Source organism: Virgibacillus phasianinus, assembly GCF_002216775.1.
Classification (GTDB): domain Bacteria; phylum Bacillota; class Bacilli; order Bacillales; family Amphibacillaceae; genus Virgibacillus_F; species Virgibacillus_F phasianinus.
Genome location: NZ_CP022315.1, coordinates 2,183,885 through 2,204,204, shown reverse-complemented (window position 1 = coordinate 2,204,204; position 20,320 = coordinate 2,183,885). Strand labels below are relative to the sequence as shown.

The window sequence follows — 20,320 nt, the reverse complement described above, 5'->3', positions numbered from 1 at the left end:
GCTATGTTTGATAGAATAATTAGAAGTAAGCGCTGACCTGGTAGGGGGCGGTTACTTCTTTTTACTTTTTAATATAAAGGGTTTTAAGGATCAAAGTATATGTAAAACTAAGGCTTTCACCATAATGCTTGACGATAAGGCAAGTTTTTCTAATGTTTAGGTAAACGACAATCGTAACAATTTGTAACAAACCAAATAGTTCGATCAAGTTTAATGCTTCAAATGCCGTCATCCTACAACCTCCCTTCAATAAGGAAGATTGCCAACCGCGTAAGTCATTCTTTTCTTTTTCAACCAATTCTGTATAATTAGCGTTAGATATTAACGAGGAGGAATTTGACATGCAAAAAAAATCAACATTTTTTCAAGTCCAACAAACAGGGGTGAAAAAATTCGGATAAGTAGATAGCAGTCCATACTCATTCACTCTTGTTTGTTTATTAGCTGAATAAACCAAGCAGGAGGATAAAAAATTGAAAACAGGCACATTGGCATCACATAATGTACGTGTATTATTTTGGGCGGAATTATTTGGGAGTGTTCGATTTATTCAGCCGGTCCTGGCTTTATTCTATTTTGCCCGAGGATTGGATGAGGCATCTATTCTCTGGGTATTGCTTTTTTGGAGCACCGGTGTATTAATCGGCGAGGTTCCAACAGGTATGTTCGCCGATTGTTATGGCGCAAAACGATCATTTATTATTGGCGCTATGTTAAGTATGATTAGCCATGGAATGCTTGTCTTTGCATATGACCCTTGGATGTTTTTTGCAAGCAGCCTTTTAAGCGGATTTGCAGTGACTTTCTTTAGCGGAGCAGATGAAGCATTAATCTATGAATCATTGAAAGAATCAAATGAAGAAAATTTAATGGATAAAGCACTAGGAATTATTCAGTCTGCGCAATTTATTGTCATGGTTTTTGCACTTATTTTAGGTGCGATTATCGCAAAAGATTTAACCAATGATCAGTTCATCCTGCTCATCTTGTTGGGTCTAGTTTTCCAGTCCGTTCAAGTTGGTCTACTATTTTATGTTAAAGATTCACAAGGCCAGGGTAACTATCGGGAAAAACCATTTAAGCAAGTAAAAGAAGGAATACTGGCTATCAAAAGGGCTCCCCAAGTGTTATGGATGTTCCTAAATATTACGCTCGTCTTCATCCCGACAGCGGCGATATTCGATAAGTTTAGTGACAAATTACTTAGTGATGCCGATTTACCGGTTTATTTAATCGGTTTCGTATTTGCAGGGCTGTCCTTACTAAGTTTTTTCGTTTCCCGTTCAATTGGATGGATTACATCCCGGTTTTCCCGAATTAAGGTTTTATATGTAACTGGCGGGTTGGGTGTTACCGGATTAGTATTGGTTGCCTACTACCGGGAAACACTGTGGATTTTACTTATTACAATGTTAATCCTGCGCTTTGTGCGAACAGTCCGTTATCCCGTATACGCCCAGTTGGCTAATGATATTATTCCTTCGCATGTGAGGGCGACAACCATTTCGTTACTGTCGATTGTCGACTCCGTCTGTGATTTGATTATTTTCAGCAGCGTGGCCGGAATTGCCATATTTGGTTTTAAAGAATTGTTCTTAGCAAGTGCAGCTATTGCACTGATCGGAAGTTTACTGCCGATACGCCCAGTACCCAAAAGAGGATAAAGAATTCAAGGTATATAGAACAAAATACAGTAGGGCAGTTACAGCCCCACTGTATTTTTTAATGATGTAAATCTATTAACCGACCTGATTCTTCAATTTGCCGATCCCTTCTATCTCTATTTCAATCCTATCTCCAGAACGAAGGGCCCCAACTCCGGATGGTGTACCAGTTAACAGCACATCACCCGGATATAGTGTCATTACCTCAGTGACATGTTCAATAACACTTTCCACATCATGAATTAAATCGGATGTATTGGAATTTTGTCTTACCTCCCCATTTGATTCCAGGCTGATGTTCAGGTTATTAGGGTTTAATTCTGTTGCAATTACTGGACCAAGTGGTTTAAATGTATCGAATGATTTGGCACGTGTATACTGTCCGTCCTTCTTTTGTAAATCCCGATCTGACACATCATTGGCGCATGTATAACCAAAAACGTAGGATAGTGCGTCCTGCTTCTTGACATTTTTTGCTTTCGTACCAATCACTACTGCAAGTTCCGCCTCAAACTCTATCAAACGATCAGTGGTAGGCAGTAAAATTTCTTCGTCATCATTAATAACCGCTGTTGGTGATACCATGAACATCATCGGTTCTTCTGGTATGGGCTTTTTTTGTTCTTTTGCATGTTCTTCATAATTTAAACCAATTGCGACCATTTTTCCTGGATTGACTGGCGATAGTACCTTCACATCGTTTAAATCGTAAGTTTCATCTAATGGAACAGCCCGCTTATCTAAAAAGTCACCAGACAGCTTTGTAATTTGTTCATTTGCAAGCGTTCCGTACATTACCTCATCATTATATTGAAACCTTATGTATTTCATAGACGGACACCTCAACTTTACTATTTTTTAAAAACTTTGTATTAAAAATTATATCGATAAGCTAGTTGTTGTTCAAGATTTTAACCTTGATACTGAGTTAAAAATCGGGCGGGACCCTAAACCACCCGATTACTCTGTAAACAATTTATTTTTCCTTCAAAAGTTTCTTAACCCGCTCCACATATTCATTTTTATCATAGGTAAAATACAATTGACTAGATAGTTTGATTGGATCACCAAAGAAATAGCGTTCATATAATGTTTCTCTTGTGCCAAAGGAGCTCATCGTTAAATCCCATGCTAAACGAAACATGCGGACCCGGTCCTCTGCATTCCGTGATTTCGCCTGAAGATATTGATCTAAATCCGGGCGCACACTAGATTTAAAGGCATTCTCTGTAGGGATTGCCATTAACCCGCTTGCACCAAGCTGCTGAATAATCTCAGTAAATCGCGGATATATTCTTGGGAATGTATTGATAGCAATTTGCAATGTAGTACGGTCTGGCCGCATAAAACCCCATTCATCAATTTCGGCCTCAACCTCTGATTTAATCACTAGCGCCTTCATCGTTTCCAGTGCAACAATAATTTCCGATGCTTTTTCCTGTACATGCTGGTATTCACTAATATTGATGGTATCGATAATAGACTGGACGACACCTAACACAAATTCCGTTTTAACAATCTGTCTGGAAACAGCCTGATGCAACGTAAATGGCTGAAAGGAACTTGCACCCATGAATGTATTAGAAACCTCAATATTGTCATAATAAAAAACCCGGTCCCACGGAACCACCACATTATCGAACACAACAATCGTATCCATTTCCTCAAAACGGGAGCTTAATGGATAATCATAGGCAGATTCACCACCTGCAAATGATTCCCGGCAAACAAATCTCAATCCTTCGCTATTACTTGGGATTGAAAAAGCAAATCCATTAGCTTTATCGAATATTCCACCAGCCGAAAACACCAAAATTTCGTCCGTAATCCCGCCTTGAGTTGCCAATAGCCTAGCACCTTTGATCACAATCCCCTGTTTCGTTTTACCTACCATTTTAGCAGCGATTGGCTCTTCCGTGTCTTCCATATAATATTCAGCTCGATTAACCTGCGGATCAATAAATGTATGCGTCATGGATAAGTCATTTTCTCGTGCATACTCATAGAATTTCGTGATATTTTCAGGAAAACAGTTTTCTTTTCCACGCAAGAATTCAATAGAGGAGGCGAATGCCATTAATACGGTATTCATGTAGTCGGGACTTCTACCCATCATGCCGTTATTGGACTTAGCCCACTGCTGAACCATCGCTCGCCTGCGCGCCAAATCTTCCCGGGTTTTTGCCTGCAAATAGGAAACACCCACAGGGTCGCCTGTTAAAGGAGAGGGATAGGTCATCCTATCCTTCATTGATTTATCATGTTGTAAGTCGTACAGGGCAGCCTGGCTCTTCATTACACCCTTAAAAGCAGGATGCTCCGAGATGTTGCCAGTCACCTGCTTGCCATCAATCCAAACATTATTTTTCAATTTATCAATCCGTTTGATATATTCTTTACCAGTTATAGCTGGCATACGCCCACCCCTTACTTTTTTAGAAAACCTTGGCTAACTGCCAAAAACTAATTCCTTACCTTTATACCAATAAAACTTATACCCTCCTAAAGTGTAAAAGATAACAGTTGCCCACTTAGTTATATCTTATTTAGGTGGCTCTTCTATCGTTCCTAATTTTTGGGCGTCAATATCCGATGTCGTTATTTCCCGGGAAATGACATGCTACAGAATATCCTGTCAGACAAAATGCCAAAGCCTGACAAAAACTAGCTTTAAAATACGAAAGGCATAGGTCAGCAGGTTTCTGAGCGCTTGCGTTAAACAGATTATCTTTTATGCTTTCTGATTCCTTTAGAAAATCATGGCTTGTCGCCAAGAACCATTGGGAAAAGCCTTAGATTTTTTATACTTTATACAACTTTTTTAAAGTGCAAAAAAATCGTCTGGCAACTAGTTGCCAGACGACTCCGTTTATACAAAATTATTTTTTGCATGCATCTACAAAACCCCGAAAAATTTTCAATGATGCTTCATCACCAGATACAGCCATCCTCTCCGGATGCCATTGAATGCCCAGCACAAACTCATGGGCATTACTTTCAATCGCCTCAATTATTCCGTCATTGGCCATTCCACTAATCACAAAAGGTTCGACCACTTTTCTGTTAGCCTGATGATGCATTGTATTTACCTTCAGTGTATCGGCATTTGTTAAACGATGTAAAAGACTGCCTCCTGCGACATTTACGTAATGCGAACCATGTGCTTTTGGTGCCTTTTGTTGATGCTGCAGCAAGTCTTTATTGATTTGGGAATAAATATCCTGATACATATCCCCTTCTGCTGCAATGTTTAACACCTGGCAGCCCCGGCATATGGCCAACACAGGCTTGCCGAGTTCCAGCATTTTTTTAATCAGCAACATTTCAAACATATCCCTGGAAGGAATAATTAGCCCTAACTTTGGATGTGGTTCCTCACCAAACAATGTTGGGTCAATATCGCCTCCGCCAGTCGCATACAATCCATCGATTGTACTGGCTATTTGTGCAACATTTTCTTCATCAACCAAATTAGGTAAAATGACCGGGATGCCACCGGCGCGAATGATACCCGCTGTATTTTCAGTCGCGACATAATAATCTGCTTCATTTTCATCCATTGAAGCAGTAACTCCTATAACAGATTTCATATAATTCCTCCTGCGTTTCTTAGAAAATCTTGGTTTGTCGCCAAGAACTAGTGGCAAAAACAATAGATTTTTTTATACTTACCTTAAATGAAATGCAAGGTGAAACCGTTAGTCCGAATGCGGTATAACCACAGCCAGAGGACTAACGGCCCTTTTGTAAATTTATACTATTCAAGCAATCATTACTTAGCTACTGAAGCCCACTTGTATTCATAAAGTGCACCAAATGAATTGTTAATTACGCCTTCCATTTTAGGAGACACTAATTGAGCTGTCGCACTCTGATATACTGGTGCAATTGCTGCATCTTCAAACAGAATTTTCTCCGCTTGTAAGAATGCGTCGTAACGCTCAACTGGTTTAAGCGCCAATTCATTTGCTGTTTTTGCCAATAATTCGTCATATTCAGGATTCGAGTAACCCATCTTATTATTGCCGCCGTCTGTAACCCATAGATTCAAGAATGTATATGGATCTAAATAATCAGGGAACCAGGAAGAAAACTGAATTTGATAGTCCATATCAGAATCAAGTGCCAATCGTTGTTCAAATGGTACTTGTTTCAAGGTAATGTCCAATCCTTCTAAATTTTGCTCTAACTGATTGGCAATAAATTCGCCCATTTCTTTTGATGTTTCACTGTCACTAGATAAGAATTCAAGTTCCACTTTATCCTTACCTAACTCTTGCATGCCTCTTTTCCAGAGCTCCTTGGCAGATTCTGCATCATAGGTTGATAGATCCCCGCTTGCTTCACGGAAATCCTTGCCTGATTCTGGCATTTTCACGAAATTTTTCGGGACAAAGCCTTTTGCTACAATCGATCCATCATTTAAAATTTCGTCCACTAATGCCTGCTTATTAAATGCCTGACTTAGTGCCTTACGAATATTCTTGTTTGCAAGTGCTTCCGATTTTGTTTGATTAAATTTAAGGAAATATACACCTGTTCCAAGTGTCACTTCATAATCATCGTTTGCAGCATACACATCCACTAATTCCGAAGTCAAATCCGTCCGGTCAAGTTTTCCTTTTTCGTATAAATCAACTCCGACCTGTGGATCCTTAACAACATCATAGTTAATCTTTTGAAGGGTAACTGCATCCGCATCCCAATAATCTTCATTTTTTACAAGTGTCCATGAGTCAGAAGTACTCTTCCAATCAGTTAACTTGAATGGACCATTTGAAAGTAGTGCATCAGAACTTGTTGCATATGCATCCCCTTGCTCCTCAACAAACTTCTGATTCAACGGATAGTATGTACCAAACGTTGTTAGTGACTCAAAATATGGTATTGGCTTTTCAAGTGTTACAACCAATGTATAGTCCCCATCAGCTTTTACACCTAATTGATCTACGTCTTTTTTCCCTTCATTAACTGCTGTCGCATTCTTAAGTACGCCTCCCATCATATATGGGCCATATTCAGAACCTGTTTTGGGATCAACTGCGCGCCGCCAAGCATACACAAAATCGTGTGCGGTTACAGGATCACCATTCGACCATACTGCATCTTCCCGAAGTGTAAATGTCCATGTAAGTGCGTCTTCACTTACTTTGTGTTCTGTGGCGATTCCCTCAACAATTTCTCCGTCTTTCCCCAACCGGTACAATCCTTCCGTTGTGCCGCTTAAAGCCTGGAATGCCAATAAATCCGTTGCCAGCGATGAATCCATCGTCGGAATAATATCGGATGAAGTCAAATTAAATACCTGTTCTACATCTTCACTGCCTTCCGCTTCCTTCTTTGGCTCATCTTTTGTCTCGCCACCACTGTCATTGGAGCATGCAGCCATCAGCATGCTAAGTAATAAACCCAGCGTCAAGAGTAATGAAAATTTAGATAATTTCATCTGTAGTAATCCCCCTTGTTTATACAAAACTATAAAAAATTTTGTTGTCTTAATTATAGTAGTTTTCAGTAAATTAAACAAGTAGGACTTTTAACCTATATATTGTAAATACTAGCTTACTGTTTCAGGTAATGATAGATTTCAAAACCAATGTCTGCAAACAATCCCGGTGCTTTAATATCATCAATCCCTTTTGACAGGACTGAAGCAATCATGGTTTTTTCTCCAACATAAAAGATGCCAACATCATGACAGACTCTCGTTACAGAACCAGTTTTATGTGCCAGTTGCCAAGCCTCCGGAACCCCTATTATTTCCGATTCCAGTTCTGGCAGTCTGCCGGGCAAACAATCCTGAAGCTGCTGTTTCTTCATGATATCAATCATTTGTTCACAGGCATACAAGGATACGACCTGACCTGTTACAAGTTGTTTCAACATTGCTGTCATTTCTAATGCCGTAATTTGATTGACCCCCTCGCGATTTGCCGGAACAATCATCAATCTGTTAAAGAACTTACTTTTCTTCAAACCTAATTCTTCCATTGTCTGATTAATCTTTTCAGCGCCGAGCAGGTCAATTATCATATTTGTCGCAGTATTATCACTTTGAATAATCATCAGCGTTAGTAGATCATAGATAGTAAAATAAGTTCCAGGCGTCATATGCTGAAGTACACCTGATCCGGCAACCAAATCTTCCTTTTTTAATTCAACGGTATCACTCGGAACTAGTAACTTTTGGTCGAAAGCAGCAAAAGCAGCTATTAAAATAGGTACCTTAATTACACTTGCTGCAGTAAAGACTTGTTCCCCATTGCTAGTCCACGTCTCCTTTGTATCGAGATCCTCCAGTGAGATTCCCCATGTCCCGCCTGCCTCCTTGGTAATAGTTTTTATCTTGTCTATTAATTGCTTCATGAAACATCCCTCCCTTGCTATCTATATCCTATCACACCTATCGGTCACGGAGTTTCCTTTACCCCCCCGTTTTTCAACAGCAACCAATAATTTTTTTCTTACACCTTCCCTCCAGCTATCTACGGTGTCTGTTGTGACGTTTTCCTGTTCCGCTATCTCTACTATCGTTTTCCCTTCAAATACACAATATTGCATCCATTTCTGTTCCTCTACGGTTAATTCAGACTTTAACTTTTCCCATAAATAAGTGTCCCCAAGCGGGCTTTCAAGAACCTGCATCATCATATCCCCCTTTATCTGCTACCAAATTATAGTAGTATAACTATTATAGAACACCAGTTCGACAAAGTAAAGATAAAGTGAAACTTCATTGGGGTGAGACAACTATCTCTCTCCCGAGTTGGACTTGCCCTCTCCCAAGTCCTATTTCCGCCCTCGCCCGCGTTCAATCAAATTTATGCTTTCTAGTCATCTAAAAAAGTAACCACCCTTCCAGGGGTGGTCCATTACCATAAGTTTATTTATCGGAAAAGTATCCTTCACTTTCCTGAACAATCCTATTTGCTTCCGCAAAGTCTTCCTCTGCTATGTCAGCCTGCAGAATTTGTGGATCATGCTGCTCGCTTGCATCCACGTCAGCAAATATGTTTTTCATCTGTTCGATAAATCCGTTTCTTGAGGCATCCGGTACCCTCTCTATTATCACGTCACCGACCTTAAACGTTTCAAGCTTAGCCTTTGCGCTTTCCGCATCGTTTTCTGTCCTGTAGTATGCTTCAATTTTACTCACTTGTTTTTCGCCTCCTTTTTAAGATAATATTTGTTTGGGAATTCTTTTTACTATTACCCAATTTTCTATTTTAATAACCCCCTTGATTTTGGCCTCTTCAGAGCTTATTAAAGTTTTTCATTAATGCTATAACCAATTTCAATGATCAAATATTTTGTAAATTATTGATTTATCAAATTTTAAATGTTTTAATTTAACTAGTTGAATTGGGAACTAGTCCGCACGAAGAAAATCACCTTTTGATAACGCTTACAGAGGGACAGATGTGCTTTTTACAATTAAAGGAGGAAAATGAATGAAGCAAAGAGCGGAACTATCGAAGACCCTAAAGCCTCAGTGGGTTTGGGCTATTGCTTTTGGCTCTGCCATCGGTTGGGGAAGTTTTGTTCAACCTGCAATCTGGATGGGGCAAGGAGGCCCGCTTGGGGTTATTATTGGATTTCTAATTGGGGCATTGATTATGCTCGTGATCGGGGTCAGTTATGGATTTTTAATTGAGGAATTACCTGTATCCGGCGGGGATGTTGCTTTTGTTTATGCGACATTCGGCAGAACACACGCTTTTATATGCGGATGGGCGTTAACATTGGCATATGTATGTATTGTTGCCTTGAACGCATCCGCGCTAGCATTATTAGCAAAATTTTTATTACCCGCAGCGGTAGAATGGGGTTATTTGTACAATATAGCTGGCTGGGATGTTTACTTCGGTCAAATTTTGGTAGCAAGCATTGCATTAATTGTCTTTGCCTACATGAATGTTCGAGGAACAACTTTAACTGGAAAAACGCAATTCATATTTTGTGTTCTGCTGCTTGCCGGGGTTGCTTTGCTGTTATTGGGGATGATTTTCAACTCTGATACTTCATTCAGTAATTTACAGCCCGGATTCAAACCAGGTATATCATCCTGGTCTTCCATTATTGCAATTGTTGCGATTGCCCCATGGGCCTATGTAGGATTTGCTAGTATACCTCAAGTTGCTGAGGAATTTGATTTCTCACCCAAAAAAGCATTTTCACTAATTGTTTTTGCTCTTATTTTTGCAGCATTAGAATATTCCGTAATGATTATTGTTACGGCATTGCCAATGCCATGGCAGGAGCTTGTTGCCCTAAACGATATTTGGGGAACTGGGACTGTGGTAGCTGGGACATTAGGGAATGTAGGTTTGTTTATCTTGGCTGTTTCCCTTTGTATGGGTATTTTTACAGGACTTAACGGGTTTTACTTGTCTGCAAGCCGTGTACTGGTTGCAATGGGCAGGGCGCAGTTTTTGCCGAAGTCATTTGCTAGTTTGCATTCGAAAAATAATACACCGCAAATCGGCATCATCACTGTTTGTATATTATGCTTAATAGCACCGTGGTTCGGGAGATCAGCATTATCATGGGTAGTAAACATGTCCTCAACGGGAATTGCTGTCGTATTCTTTTATTGCTGTTTTGTCGCTTATAAAAGCTTCAGATGGTCCAGACAAAACCAAGATGATACTAAAACTATCGCACCTGTGAAAAAGTTTATGTCTTTGCTAGGATCTCTTTTTGGGCTTGGTATTCTAGCGCTGTTACTGATTCCAGGATCACCAGGATTTTTGAGCACGCCTTCATTGGTCGCGCTGGCCATTTGGATTGTGATTGGTATCTTATTTTATCTATTTAGAAGACCAGTCTTTCAAAAGATACCGAAAGATGAAATGGATTATATGATTCTAGGTAAGGTAAATAAGGCAAAGGATGGACAGGAGCCTCCATTGTCGACAACTAATTAACCAAAAAAATAGAACCACTGGTGGCCGTAACAAGCCATTCAGTGGCTCTTTTTCATTTACTGATAATTAATAAGCGATTCATATGCATCAGAGTCAAGCCTCTTAATAACCTCAACAAGCAATTTAACCCCGTTTTCAATATCCTGTTTGCTGGCAAGGGACACATGGCTGTGCATGTACCGAATTGGCACACCAATTACTATGGTAGGAACACCCTCTTTATACATATGAATTTTCCCGGCATCTGTGCCACCGCCTGTAATCACTTCTATTTGATGCGGAATGTTATTTTTCTCTGCAGTATCGATTACTAAATCACGGAAGCGATGGTTAGGGATCATTGATGCATCAAGAAAAGTAACAACCGGTCCTTTTTGTAATGCAGGATGCTCAACATCGTCACTGCTTGTGCCTGGGGTATCCTGGGCAACACCGACATCAAGCACAATAGCAATGTCCGGGTTCACAGCGTATGGTGATGTTTGTGCTCCTCTTAACCCTACTTCCTCTTGCACATTCGCCCCAGCAAAGACAGTATTCGGATGGTGACTTGTATTTAATTGTTTTGCGGCCTCAACAGCCATATAGCAGCCGATTCGATTATCGAGAGCCTTAGCTAATACCGTATCATGGTCAGGCATGATTTCAAATGGACAAATAGGAACAACCGGATCACCAACGCGAATCCCCCACTTTTCCACTTGCTCTTTATTATGCGCTCCAATATCAATGTACATTTCTCTGATTGGAAATACTTTATTTCTTTCCTCAGGCTTTAGCAGATGGGGAGGTTTTGACCCGATTACACCTGTGAACTTCCTTTTCTCTGTAATCACAGTAACACGCTGTGCCAGCAGAACCTGATCCCACCAGCCGCCAAGTGGTGTAAAACGAAGAAATCCATCCTGATTAATTCCGGTTACCATGAAGCCAACCTCGTCCATGTGGCCAGCAAGCATCACCCGCGGGCCGGAAGAATTTCCTTCTGTTTTTCCGAAAATACTACCTGTATGGTCATAAAGAATCTCACTGCATACTTGATCCAATTCCCTATGCATAATACGACGGACTTCATTCTCATATCCTGATGCACTTTGCGCTTGTGTTAAATCTTTTAATACATCCATTTTTTCACCTGTTTCATGTAATTTTAGGTATAGTATGGATTGATCGATGGGCTTTATGCATTCAGAACCTCCTTTCATACCAAAAAACCTCTGAGCCAGATTCAAAGGCTCAGAGGTTTAATTAATTACTTACCCCAAACACCATGATCAAGGTGTTTGTATTTATCCAATAGTCGTGTAGGCATTTTTAATGCATCTCTCCTGAATGGTGGTGCAAGCTGCGTACCATCTACATAGATATTAAGGACTGCCGGCTTGCGCTTTGCCAAAACTTCCTTTACAACCGGGGCAATATCTTCCGGTTTATCAATCGTATAGCCAAGTGCACCCATCGACTTGGCTACCTCAGCAAAATCTGGAGCCTCAATATCAGAACCGATGAACCGATTGTCATAATAATCTACCTGATTTTTCTTCTCCGCAGCCCATGATTTATTGTTGAATACACAAGCAATGACAGGGATGTTTTGTTCAACAGCGGTACTTACTTCATGCAGACTCATGCCCCACGCACCATCACCAATGATTGCTGCGACAGGTGAATTCGGTTCCGCTAATTGAGCACCTAATGCTGCTGGGTATGCGAACCCAGTGTTCCCAAATGTTAATGCAGCGATATGGCGGCGTGTCTGATTAAACTTCAAGTAAGCATTTGCAGTCGATGAAACATTACCAATATCGGATGAAATAATCGTGTTCTCTGGTAATGCCTTCGTTAGTTCCAGCAACGCACGACGCGGGTTAATTGGATTTCCATCCTCCATTGCCAAGTCTACCAGTTCCTGTTCCCAGTCTTCTTTCAATTTACTTACCTCTTCCAGACGACTTTGCTTGTTACCTGGGGAAGGTACTGCTGCTTGCAATTGCTTATAGATTTCATCTGTCGTTGCTTTTGCATCACCAATTAGTCCCACTTCAACCGGATGTGTCCGCCCAATTTGACGAGGGTTAATGTCCACCTGGATGATTTTAGCATTTTTCGGAAAATAATCAATATCGTAACATGGCAATGTGCCAAAAACGGATAACCGTGTGCCAATTGCCAGCACGACGTCTGCTTTTTTTAGCGTGTGCATTGCTGCCTTGGAACCCATGTAGCCGATTGGGCCAACTGATAACGGATGATCTGCTGGGAAAGCATCATTATGCATATAGGATACAGCAACAGGGGCGGTTAAATGTTCCGCTATTTTGCCAACCGTATCAACACCGTCTGAATCAACTGCACCGCGTCCCGAAATGATAACAGGGTACTCCGCATCTTTTAGCAATCCGACTGCTCGCTCTATTGATTCCGGATCACCGCTTCCTCTAGCATCAACACGGTACTGGTGAGGTTGCAGGATTTGATCTTCTAGCTCCCCGTAAAATAAGTCTCGTGGAATATCGAACAATACAGGTCCGCGCTCCGCATATGCGATACGGAAAGCTGTTCGCAGGCAATCCGCTACTCGGCTTTTATGTGTCACACGTACTGTTTCTTTGGTAATGTCTTCAAAAATAGAAACCTGATTTGCTTCCTGGAAACCATCCCATCCGATTGTCGGTGTACCTGCTGATGGTGAGATTACAACCATCGGCGTATGTGCCTGATTTGCTGCCGCAACGGAGGTCACCATGTTTGTAATTCCCGGACCATTTTGCCCAATAATTACACCGGCTGTACCAGAAACCCTTGTATAGGCATCGGCCATATGTCCCGCACTTTGTTCATGCCGTACCGGTAAGAAGCGGATTCCAGCTGCCGGAAATAAATCGAGCATATCCATAAAGGCAGAGCCGACAATACCATAGACCTCTTCTATATTTTCTGCGACTAAAGTTTCTACAATTGCTTCACTTGGTGTCATTTTCACCTTTTTCATTGTTGCTTCCCGTACTTCTGTTTGCTGCTTTGCCATTTAAAATTCCTCCTTAAAATTTCTAATTATCTATTTTAAAATTGATGATTAAGATACACCTGCCTCCTGTTCACAGGTCATTTTTCTTAATTCATCAACAAATAAATCTGTTGTTGACTTTAAAATTTGATCCTTGCGACAGGCTATATAGAAATAGCGGTAAAAGGATATCCCCTCAATCGAATATGCAGTCAATAATTTCAGCTTTTGTTCCTTAATGATTGTGTTTCTGGAAATAATCGAAACACCTAATCCAGATTCAACAGCCGATTTAATGGCTTCCGTACTCCCAAGTTCCATTACTACATTCAACTCATCCATGGATATTCCCGCCTTATTCAAATGGTGTTCGACAACCGCACGGGTACCAGAACCTTGTTCGCGAAAAATCAGCGGCACTTGTTTTAACTGATCGGCTGATATGTTTTGCTCGTTATTTGAAAAATAGTTAGCTGAAGCGATTAAAACCAGCTCATCAGCAAGAAACGGCTCGACCATAATCTGTGGGTCATCAATCGGTGTTTCAATTAAACCGACATCCACCAGCTGATCCTTCAGGCTGGTGACGATGTTGTTGGAATTAGTAATGTTTACACTCATCTGGATTAATGGGTACAGATCCTTGAATTTCTTTAAATACACCGGGAGAATATATTCGCCAATTGTGAAACTGCACCCCATACTTAAATCACCGTGCATGACATCCTCGGTTTTGACAAGTTCTTTTCGTGCGGAGTCACTTAGACGAATAATATCCCGCGCATATTTATATAAAATAACTGCCGATTGGGTCATTTTAACCTTCTTCGTTGTGCGTTCGAATAATTTGGTACCCAATTCTTCTTCTAATGCTTTAATTTGTGAGGTGATAGTAGGTTGAGTGACAAATAGTATTTTTGCGGCTTCTGAAAAGTTCTTTCTTTCAGCAACTGCAATAAAGGCCTTTAATCGTTCATAGTTCATCTTATCCCCACTCCCTCAGATTCCAAGGCTACCTACAGACCGCCAATGACTGATTGTACTGTTTCGACAAGAAAATCCAGATCGTCTTCTGTACTAGTTAACGGTGGCGCAACAATAATCACGTTATTTTGCCCCGGAACCGTGTCACCGTTCCTGCCGATAATCAGCCCTTTTTCTTTACACTTGCCGATTATTTCCCCCATCTTTGCATCGTCCAGCGGTACTTTCGATTGTTTATCTGTTACCATTTCAAGCCCAAGCAAGAAACCAACCTGCCTTACTTCTCCGACATTCTCATGATCGATTAATTGGTGAAGCTCTCCCAACTTGGATTTTCCAAGTTTCCGTACCCTGTCAACAATGTTATCGCGCTCAATAATTTCAATATTTTTGAGGGCAACTGCGCACGCCGCGGGGTGACCACCATACGTGGATACGTGACGGAAATGGTTATCTTTTCCCGCATCTTTAAATGCATCGTAAATTTCTGATTTAACCGCTGTTGCACCAAGTGGTAAATAACCACTTGTTAGTCCTTTAGCCATTGTAACAATATCGGGTTGAACCCCTTCTGCATGCTTGAAACCAAATATTTCTCCTGTCCGCCCATAACCGGAAACAACTTCATCCATGATCAGCAGTACATTGTGTTTTTTACAAATCTCGGCGACCCGTTGGATGTACTTCATGGATGGAATAATCACACCCCCACCGGAAATGAACGGTTCCATAATAAATGCAGCTACCGTTTCTTCGCCTTCCCAGTTAATCATTTCTTCAAGCAATTGAGCTGCCTTTAAATCAGATTCCTCAGGCTCACCGCCAAAAATGGATCGATAGCTGTACGGTGGATAGACATGCAGAAATCCTGGAACACCCGGATCGTATTTCACACGCCGATTTGCCTGTGCCGTCGCACTCAGTGCACCGAGAGTGGAACCATGATAACCCCGGTACCGTGAAATAAACTTAAATTTCTCCGGATTACCTGTTTGTTTATGGTATTGTCTCGCGATTTTAAAGGCTGTTTCATTTGCCTCCGAGCCACTGTTTGAAAAGAAGGTTTGATAGTCCTCCCCAAGTAACTCACTAATCTTGGCTGCTAATTTAATAGCTGGCCCATGGCTCATGATTAATGGGAAATAAGATAGATTTTTCATCTGTTCAGCAGCCGCATCAACAATTTCCTGCTGTCCATGGCCTAAATTTAAGCACCATAACCCTGACACACCATCCAAGTAACGGTTGCCAGCCTCATCGGTGAACCATGCTCCATCTCCCGATACTGCCACCGTTTGCTGTGCCTCCGGATTATAGCGGTGCATCGCATTCCATAACTGCGGTACCGCCTGTTCCACAACATTACCCATTTCCGTTTTTGTCTTCATCATTATAGCCTCCATTCTTAAAAATGATTGTCAAACCTGCAAGCTAATACGTAGAAACCGGATTACGCAAACTAGTTAACAGAGGTGTGTAAGCCATGTTGTGAGTGCTGGCAACTTTTTCATACGTAACCGATCCAGCATGAGTGTTCACGCCTTTTGCTAACGCTTCATTCAACTCAACCGCCTTTTCCAGCCCTTTACTGGCAAGGAAAACCCCGAACTGACTCGTGTTGTTGGTTAATGATAATGTTGAGGTGCGTGCAACTGCACCGGGCATATTTGCAACCGCATAATGAAGGACTCCGTGTTTCAGATAAACAGGATTATCATGCGTTGTTATTCGGTCAATTGTTTCAATCGATCCACCTTGGTCAACAGCCACATCAATAATGACCGACCCCGGCATCATTGCTTCTACCATCTCCTCACTGACAAGCTGCGGTGCCTTTGCACCAGGTATCAAAACTGCACCAATTAATAGATCCGCCTGTTTTACTGCCTCTTGAATATTGAGTGGATTCGACATTAACGTTGTAACGGCTCCACCAAATAAATCTTCCAGTTCCCGCAGTCGTTTTGCACTAATATCAATAATAGTTACATTCGCACGGAGACCTAAGGCCATTTTTGCTGCATTGGTTCCGACAGCGCCACCGCCAATTATGACCACATTTCCTGGTTGAACTCCTGGAACGCCCCCTAACAAGATACCCTTGCCACCTGTTACGTTCTCCAAATATTGAGCACCGATCTGCACGGCCATACGCCCCGCAACTTCACTCATTGGTGCAAGAAGCGGCAATGATCCATCACTATCCTGAATTGTTTCGTAAGCAATGGCAGTTACTTTTTTCTCCACAAGCTCTTTTGTTAATTCAGGCTCTGCAGCGAGATGTAAATAAGTAAACAAGATCAATCCTTCACGAAAAAAGCCATATTCCTCTGATTGTGGTTCCTTTACTTTCATTACCATATCAGCTGACCAGGCCTCTTCTGCTGTAGCTACAATCTCAGCGCCGTAAGCTGTATAGTCTTCATTGCGGAAACCGCTTTCATTTCCAGCTAAGTTTTCGATCAAAACTTTATGACCAGCCTTTGTAAATGCTGTTACCCCCGATGGTGTAAGCGCTACCCTTCGTTCATTGTTTTTAATCTCCCGAGGAACCCCAATTATCATAACAATCACTCCCTATTTTCATAATACATCACGACGTCCGTACCAGTTGAATTGGAACTAATTATAGTATACGACAACTCATTAGTTGTTTTCAATCAATTTATTAAATTCAGATATTTAAATTCATAATACTACTTATAACAAATTATTATAAGTGGTGTGAAAGCTTTATTTTAGCCAAATTTCCGCGATAAATTTATTTTAAATGTATACATGTCACTCCGATAATAGGCTTCTTCCATTTCAATAATTTTACCTTGCTGATCCTTGATGACCCGCTCCGCTATTAGTGCATGAGCCCCCTGTGGTACCGTTACATATTCCTGATCAACAGGTAAAAGTTGACCACTTCCTATTGTCTGGTCAGCCTCCGCAAACTGGATACCAAGTTCATTTTGTACTAAATCATACAATGTAGCATTTTCCAGGTCATATTCGATTAAATCCATTCCAAGCTTTACAGGATAGTAATGATGCTCCACACCAATAGGAGTATCATCAGCATAGCGCACCCGTTTGATAAAATAGGCTTCCTTAAAGCCTGTACGTTCCTGAATGTAGGCTGATGGGGTTGTTTTAAAATGGGTAATTAATTTTGCTCCTGGTTTCATCCCCATCTGAAGAATGGTTTCAGTTGTACTGCTTAGGTTGCCAAGCCAATCATGAATCGGTTTCAATGAGACAAACGTACCCTTTCCATGCCTTTTTTCAAGTATCCCCTCCCGAACTAAAAGGTTAATAGCTTCCCTGACTGTACTTCGACTAACAGCATATTCCTCCATAAACTGCCGTTCACTAGGAATCTGGTCATTAAAAGTTCCCTCTGCCACCTTTCGTTCGATAATTATTTTCAATTGAATATGCAGTGGTATAGAACTCTTATAATCAAGTGGCACGTGACTTCCCCTTTTCTATAGTCTCTTTTTTATAGAATAGCAGAGTTTCGGGTTAATCCCAAAATTAATGGTCTAAAAGGGATAAGTAAAGCATACACTACACAGTCGCTGTTTTTTTAATGCTAGAAAAATGACAGGAGGATATTAGCATGCCAAATGGGATTTATCAACTGGAATTGGATATTCCAATTAAAAACGTCTGGTTTTTTGTTAGTGATATGAATAATTGGGCACCACTTGTTCCAGGATACATGGAACACACAATTTTAAATGCGCGGCAATCGACGTGGGATTTCAAGGGAGATATCGGATTCATGCAAAAAAAGGTCAGTCTGCAAATAGACATTACGAAATGGCAGAAACCAACAACGGTAACTTTTGATTTAAAAGGGTTAAATGAAAATTTTAAAGGGGATGGCTATTTCAGGGCAGAGGCTATTACCAGCGGAAAAACAAGAATGACCGGCTATATGAATATCAACGCAAAGGGTATGATGGGGCCAATGATTAACTCCTTCCTAAAGTCCTTCGTTCCAAAAACCACCAAGGAATTAACCGAAGCTGTTGGTGAAAAGGTGAATGAAATTGAAGTTATTGCTACATAAGGTGAAACTTCATACCTAGCCAGTTAACTCAGTAGAATCCTCACCATATCCACGGTGAGGATTCTTTTTTTAAAGAAAATGTATAAAAGTTGGCCATTATGAAGCTTGTGTAATGGTGGCCATGTCTAGCGTCAAGCAAATAGCGGAACTTTTGCGCCGGTTATTAAGGCAACTTTTCCATTAAATCGTTTCAACATATTTTGCTCCCTTATTTCTAGTTTGGATTAAGCCCAATCAAATTCTTTCCGTAAACTTGTAGCTGGAATATTTAATTCCTCCCGGTATTTAGCAATAGTTCTTCGCGAAACGGTAATACCTTTTTTGGTTTTAAAATAATCGGCTATTTTCTGATCCGAAAAAGGCTTACGCTTGTTTTCCTGTTTCACAAAATCCTGAAGCAGCAACTTCACCTTCGTCTGTGACATGGAGCTGCCATCTTTTGTACGTAATTTTGATGTGAAAAAGGTTCGGAATTCGAACGAGCCATGCGGAGTTTGAATTACCTTATTCGCTGTGGCACGGCTCACGGTTGACTCATGCATGTTAATTTCATCTGCTATTTCCTTCAAGGTGAGCGGTACAAGCTCCGATAACCCATTAATTAGGAACCCATCCTGCTTTTGCAGAATCGCATGGGTGACTTTTAAAATGGTTTGTCTGCGCTGTTCAATACTGTTTACCAGCCATTGATAGCTTTTAAATTTATCATGGACATACTTATTTAATCCACCCTTAAGTTGACCTGAATACTGGTTGTTAAAATGCACTTCTGGTAAATAGCTATCATTCAACTGGACAACGAATCTGCCCTCCGTATTGTCTACAATCACGTCCGGATTAAGGTACTGTGTTGTTTCATTCGACAGCATGTTACAGGGTTTAGGTTGAAGTGATTGAATCAAATCATAAGCCAGCTTCACTTCTTCCAGTGATATCTCCATCGTTTTTGCAAGATCATACCATTTCTTTTTCGCCAACAAGTCTACATGTTCCGTGACAATCGTTTCTGCTATTGCTGCTTCAGGATGGTAATACCTTAATTGTAAAGCCAGACACTCGGCTAGATTTCTTGCGCCTACGCCAACTGGCTCCAGCTGCTGAAGTATTCTAATTGCCCTCAGCACAGCATCTTTCTTCACATTCAAGTTCAGAGCCATTTCTTCAGCGCTAATAGGCAAATATCCGTTTTCATCTAAATTTAGAATCAGATAGTCAACCATCTTTCGTTCCTGATCCGTGATATCCATCCAGCGCACCTGCTCCGTTAGCTGGTCACACATGCATGCTTCGTTGCTCGCGATGAAATCAATCGGATCTACCCGTGGAGAAGAATCCACACTTTTCGGTTTAGTATTTTTCCAACTGTACGATGCATTATCCTCTAACTCTATTAAAGGATTTTCCAATTGCTGTTCCTGGATAAATTGATATAAATCATATGTTGAAAACTGCAGTAATTCAATTGCCTGCCGTAACTCGTTTGTCATCACAAGGTTCAGTGTTTGTCGTTGTTGCAATATTAGGCCCATACGTTTCCCTCCCATGTAGACCTTCACGGCCTATGTATCCGCTTTCAATTTATGTTTATCTACCTCACATAACTCCCTTATAGCACCAAAAAAGAACATACCATATTGAACTAAATGGTATGTTTAGAATTTTCAATATATAC

At 40.9% G+C, this 20,320-nt stretch carries 18 protein-coding genes; 3 read left to right on the top strand and 15 right to left on the bottom strand.

Annotated elements, in window-relative coordinates:
* Positions 1-61: 61 nt before the first annotated feature.
* Entirely contained in the window at positions 62-232 is a 171-nt protein-coding gene (locus CFK37_RS20175) for a hypothetical protein (protein ID WP_172840490.1), read from the bottom strand.
* Positions 233-473: 241 nt separating this feature from the next.
* On the opposite strand from CFK37_RS20175, the gene CFK37_RS10570 reads away from it, so the two are divergent.
* Positions 474-1,664 (top strand): MFS transporter, encoded by a 1,191-nt coding sequence (locus CFK37_RS10570; protein ID WP_089061820.1) that lies wholly within the window; start codon positions 474-476, stop codon positions 1,662-1,664.
* Positions 1,665-1,739: 75 nt separating this feature from the next.
* On the opposite strand, the gene CFK37_RS10565 is transcribed toward CFK37_RS10570, so the two are convergent.
* From CFK37_RS10565 to CFK37_RS10535, 7 genes are all read right to left on the bottom strand, one after another.
* Complete coding sequence (locus tag CFK37_RS10565) at positions 1,740-2,495, bottom strand: fumarylacetoacetate hydrolase family protein (RefSeq protein WP_089061819.1); 756 nt, start codon at positions 2,493-2,495, stop codon at positions 1,740-1,742.
* Between the two features lie 145 nt (positions 2,496-2,640).
* Entirely contained in the window at positions 2,641-4,080 is a 1,440-nt protein-coding gene (gene hpaB, locus CFK37_RS10560; protein ID WP_089061818.1) for a 4-hydroxyphenylacetate 3-monooxygenase, oxygenase component, read from the bottom strand.
* 463 nt (positions 4,081-4,543) lie between these two features.
* Complete coding sequence (locus tag CFK37_RS10555) at positions 4,544-5,254, bottom strand: gamma-glutamyl-gamma-aminobutyrate hydrolase family protein (RefSeq protein ID WP_089061817.1); 711 nt, start codon at positions 5,252-5,254, stop codon at positions 4,544-4,546.
* Positions 5,255-5,436: 182 nt separating this feature from the next.
* A complete protein-coding gene (locus CFK37_RS10550; RefSeq protein ID WP_089061816.1) occupies positions 5,437-7,110 on the bottom strand; it encodes a peptide ABC transporter substrate-binding protein in 1,674 nt (557 codons plus the stop codon).
* Positions 7,111-7,226: 116 nt separating this feature from the next.
* Positions 7,227-8,030, bottom strand: coding sequence for a serine hydrolase (locus tag CFK37_RS10545; protein ID WP_089061815.1), 804 nt, complete (start codon positions 8,028-8,030; stop codon positions 7,227-7,229).
* Positions 8,031-8,051: 21 nt separating this feature from the next.
* A complete protein-coding gene (locus tag CFK37_RS10540; protein WP_157724837.1) occupies positions 8,052-8,315 on the bottom strand; it encodes a sigma-70 RNA polymerase sigma factor region 4 domain-containing protein in 264 nt (87 codons plus the stop codon).
* Positions 8,316-8,547: 232 nt separating this feature from the next.
* Entirely contained in the window at positions 8,548-8,820 is a 273-nt protein-coding gene (locus CFK37_RS10535) for a hypothetical protein (RefSeq protein WP_089061813.1), read from the bottom strand.
* A gap of 295 nt (positions 8,821-9,115) precedes the next feature.
* Between CFK37_RS10535 and CFK37_RS10530 the strand changes: the two genes are divergently transcribed.
* The gene (locus tag CFK37_RS10530; RefSeq protein WP_089061812.1) at positions 9,116-10,591 is read left to right on the top strand and encodes an APC family permease; all 1,476 of its coding nucleotides are present in this window, start codon (positions 9,116-9,118) and stop codon (positions 10,589-10,591) included.
* A gap of 56 nt (positions 10,592-10,647) precedes the next feature.
* On the opposite strand, the gene CFK37_RS10525 is transcribed toward CFK37_RS10530, so the two are convergent.
* The 6 genes from CFK37_RS10525 to CFK37_RS10500 all read right to left on the bottom strand — a co-directional run bounded on the left by CFK37_RS10525 (position 10,648) and on the right by CFK37_RS10500 (position 18,043).
* Positions 10,648-11,718, bottom strand: a complete 1,071-nt coding sequence (locus CFK37_RS10525; protein ID WP_089063622.1) for a M42 family metallopeptidase — start codon at positions 11,716-11,718, stop codon at positions 10,648-10,650.
* Between the two features lie 125 nt (positions 11,719-11,843).
* Positions 11,844-13,619, bottom strand: coding sequence for a sulfoacetaldehyde acetyltransferase (gene xsc, locus CFK37_RS10520; protein ID WP_089061811.1), 1,776 nt, complete (start codon positions 13,617-13,619; stop codon positions 11,844-11,846).
* Positions 13,620-13,667: 48 nt separating this feature from the next.
* Positions 13,668-14,582, bottom strand: a complete 915-nt coding sequence (locus CFK37_RS10515; protein ID WP_089061810.1) for a selenium metabolism-associated LysR family transcriptional regulator — start codon at positions 14,580-14,582, stop codon at positions 13,668-13,670.
* Positions 14,583-14,614: 32 nt separating this feature from the next.
* Complete coding sequence (locus tag CFK37_RS10510) at positions 14,615-15,970, bottom strand: aminotransferase (RefSeq protein WP_089061809.1); 1,356 nt, start codon at positions 15,968-15,970, stop codon at positions 14,615-14,617.
* Between the two features lie 43 nt (positions 15,971-16,013).
* Positions 16,014-17,147 (bottom strand): alanine dehydrogenase, encoded by a 1,134-nt coding sequence (gene ald / locus CFK37_RS10505; protein ID WP_089061808.1) that lies wholly within the window; start codon positions 17,145-17,147, stop codon positions 16,014-16,016.
* 173 nt (positions 17,148-17,320) lie between these two features.
* Entirely contained in the window at positions 17,321-18,043 is a 723-nt protein-coding gene (locus CFK37_RS10500) for a GntR family transcriptional regulator (protein ID WP_089061807.1), read from the bottom strand.
* Between the two features lie 149 nt (positions 18,044-18,192).
* Here CFK37_RS10500 and CFK37_RS10495 point away from each other — a divergent pair, with 149 nt between their 5' ends.
* Positions 18,193-18,648 carry an SRPBCC family protein gene (locus CFK37_RS10495; protein WP_089061806.1) on the top strand — a complete coding sequence of 152 codons (456 nt, stop codon included), beginning with the start codon at positions 18,193-18,195 and terminating at the stop codon, positions 18,646-18,648.
* A gap of 224 nt (positions 18,649-18,872) precedes the next feature.
* Here CFK37_RS10495 and rpoN read toward each other — a convergent pair whose 3' ends face one another.
* Positions 18,873-20,177, bottom strand: coding sequence for an RNA polymerase factor sigma-54 (rpoN, locus tag CFK37_RS10490; RefSeq protein WP_089061805.1), 1,305 nt, complete (start codon positions 20,175-20,177; stop codon positions 18,873-18,875).
* Positions 20,178-20,320 lie beyond the last annotated feature (143 nt).

Bases quoted from the DNA above. Each gene is read 5' to 3' on its own strand.
- CFK37_RS20175 (WP_172840490.1), bottom strand. From the start codon at position 232: ATGACGGCATTTGAAGCATTAAACTTGATCGAACTATTTGGTTTGTTA.
- CFK37_RS10565 (WP_089061819.1), bottom strand. From the start codon at position 2,495: ATGAAATACATAAGGTTTCAATATAATGATGAGGTAATGTACGGAACG.
- hpaB (WP_089061818.1), bottom strand. From the start codon at position 4,080: ATGCCAGCTATAACTGGTAAAGAATATATCAAACGGATTGATAAATTG.
- CFK37_RS10555 (WP_089061817.1), bottom strand. From the start codon at position 5,254: ATGAAATCTGTTATAGGAGTTACTGCTTCAATGGATGAAAATGAAGCA.
- CFK37_RS10550 (WP_089061816.1), bottom strand. From the start codon at position 7,110: ATGAAATTATCTAAATTTTCATTACTCTTGACGCTGGGTTTATTACTT.
- CFK37_RS10545 (WP_089061815.1), bottom strand. From the start codon at position 8,030: ATGAAGCAATTAATAGACAAGATAAAAACTATTACCAAGGAGGCAGGC.
- CFK37_RS10540 (WP_157724837.1), bottom strand. From the start codon at position 8,315: ATGATGATGCAGGTTCTTGAAAGCCCGCTTGGGGACACTTATTTATGG.
- CFK37_RS10530 (WP_089061812.1), top strand. From the start codon at position 9,116: ATGAAGCAAAGAGCGGAACTATCGAAGACCCTAAAGCCTCAGTGGGTT.
- CFK37_RS10525 (WP_089063622.1), bottom strand. From the start codon at position 11,718: ATGGATGTATTAAAAGATTTAACACAAGCGCAAAGTGCATCAGGATAT.
- xsc (WP_089061811.1), bottom strand. From the start codon at position 13,619: ATGGCAAAGCAGCAAACAGAAGTACGGGAAGCAACAATGAAAAAGGTG.
- CFK37_RS10515 (WP_089061810.1), bottom strand. From the start codon at position 14,582: ATGAACTATGAACGATTAAAGGCCTTTATTGCAGTTGCTGAAAGAAAG.
- CFK37_RS10510 (WP_089061809.1), bottom strand. From the start codon at position 15,970: ATGAAGACAAAAACGGAAATGGGTAATGTTGTGGAACAGGCGGTACCG.
- ald (WP_089061808.1), bottom strand. From the start codon at position 17,147: ATGATAATTGGGGTTCCTCGGGAGATTAAAAACAATGAACGAAGGGTA.
- CFK37_RS10495 (WP_089061806.1), top strand. From the start codon at position 18,193: ATGCCAAATGGGATTTATCAACTGGAATTGGATATTCCAATTAAAAAC.
- rpoN (WP_089061805.1), bottom strand. From the start codon at position 20,177: ATGGGCCTAATATTGCAACAACGACAAACACTGAACCTTGTGATGACA.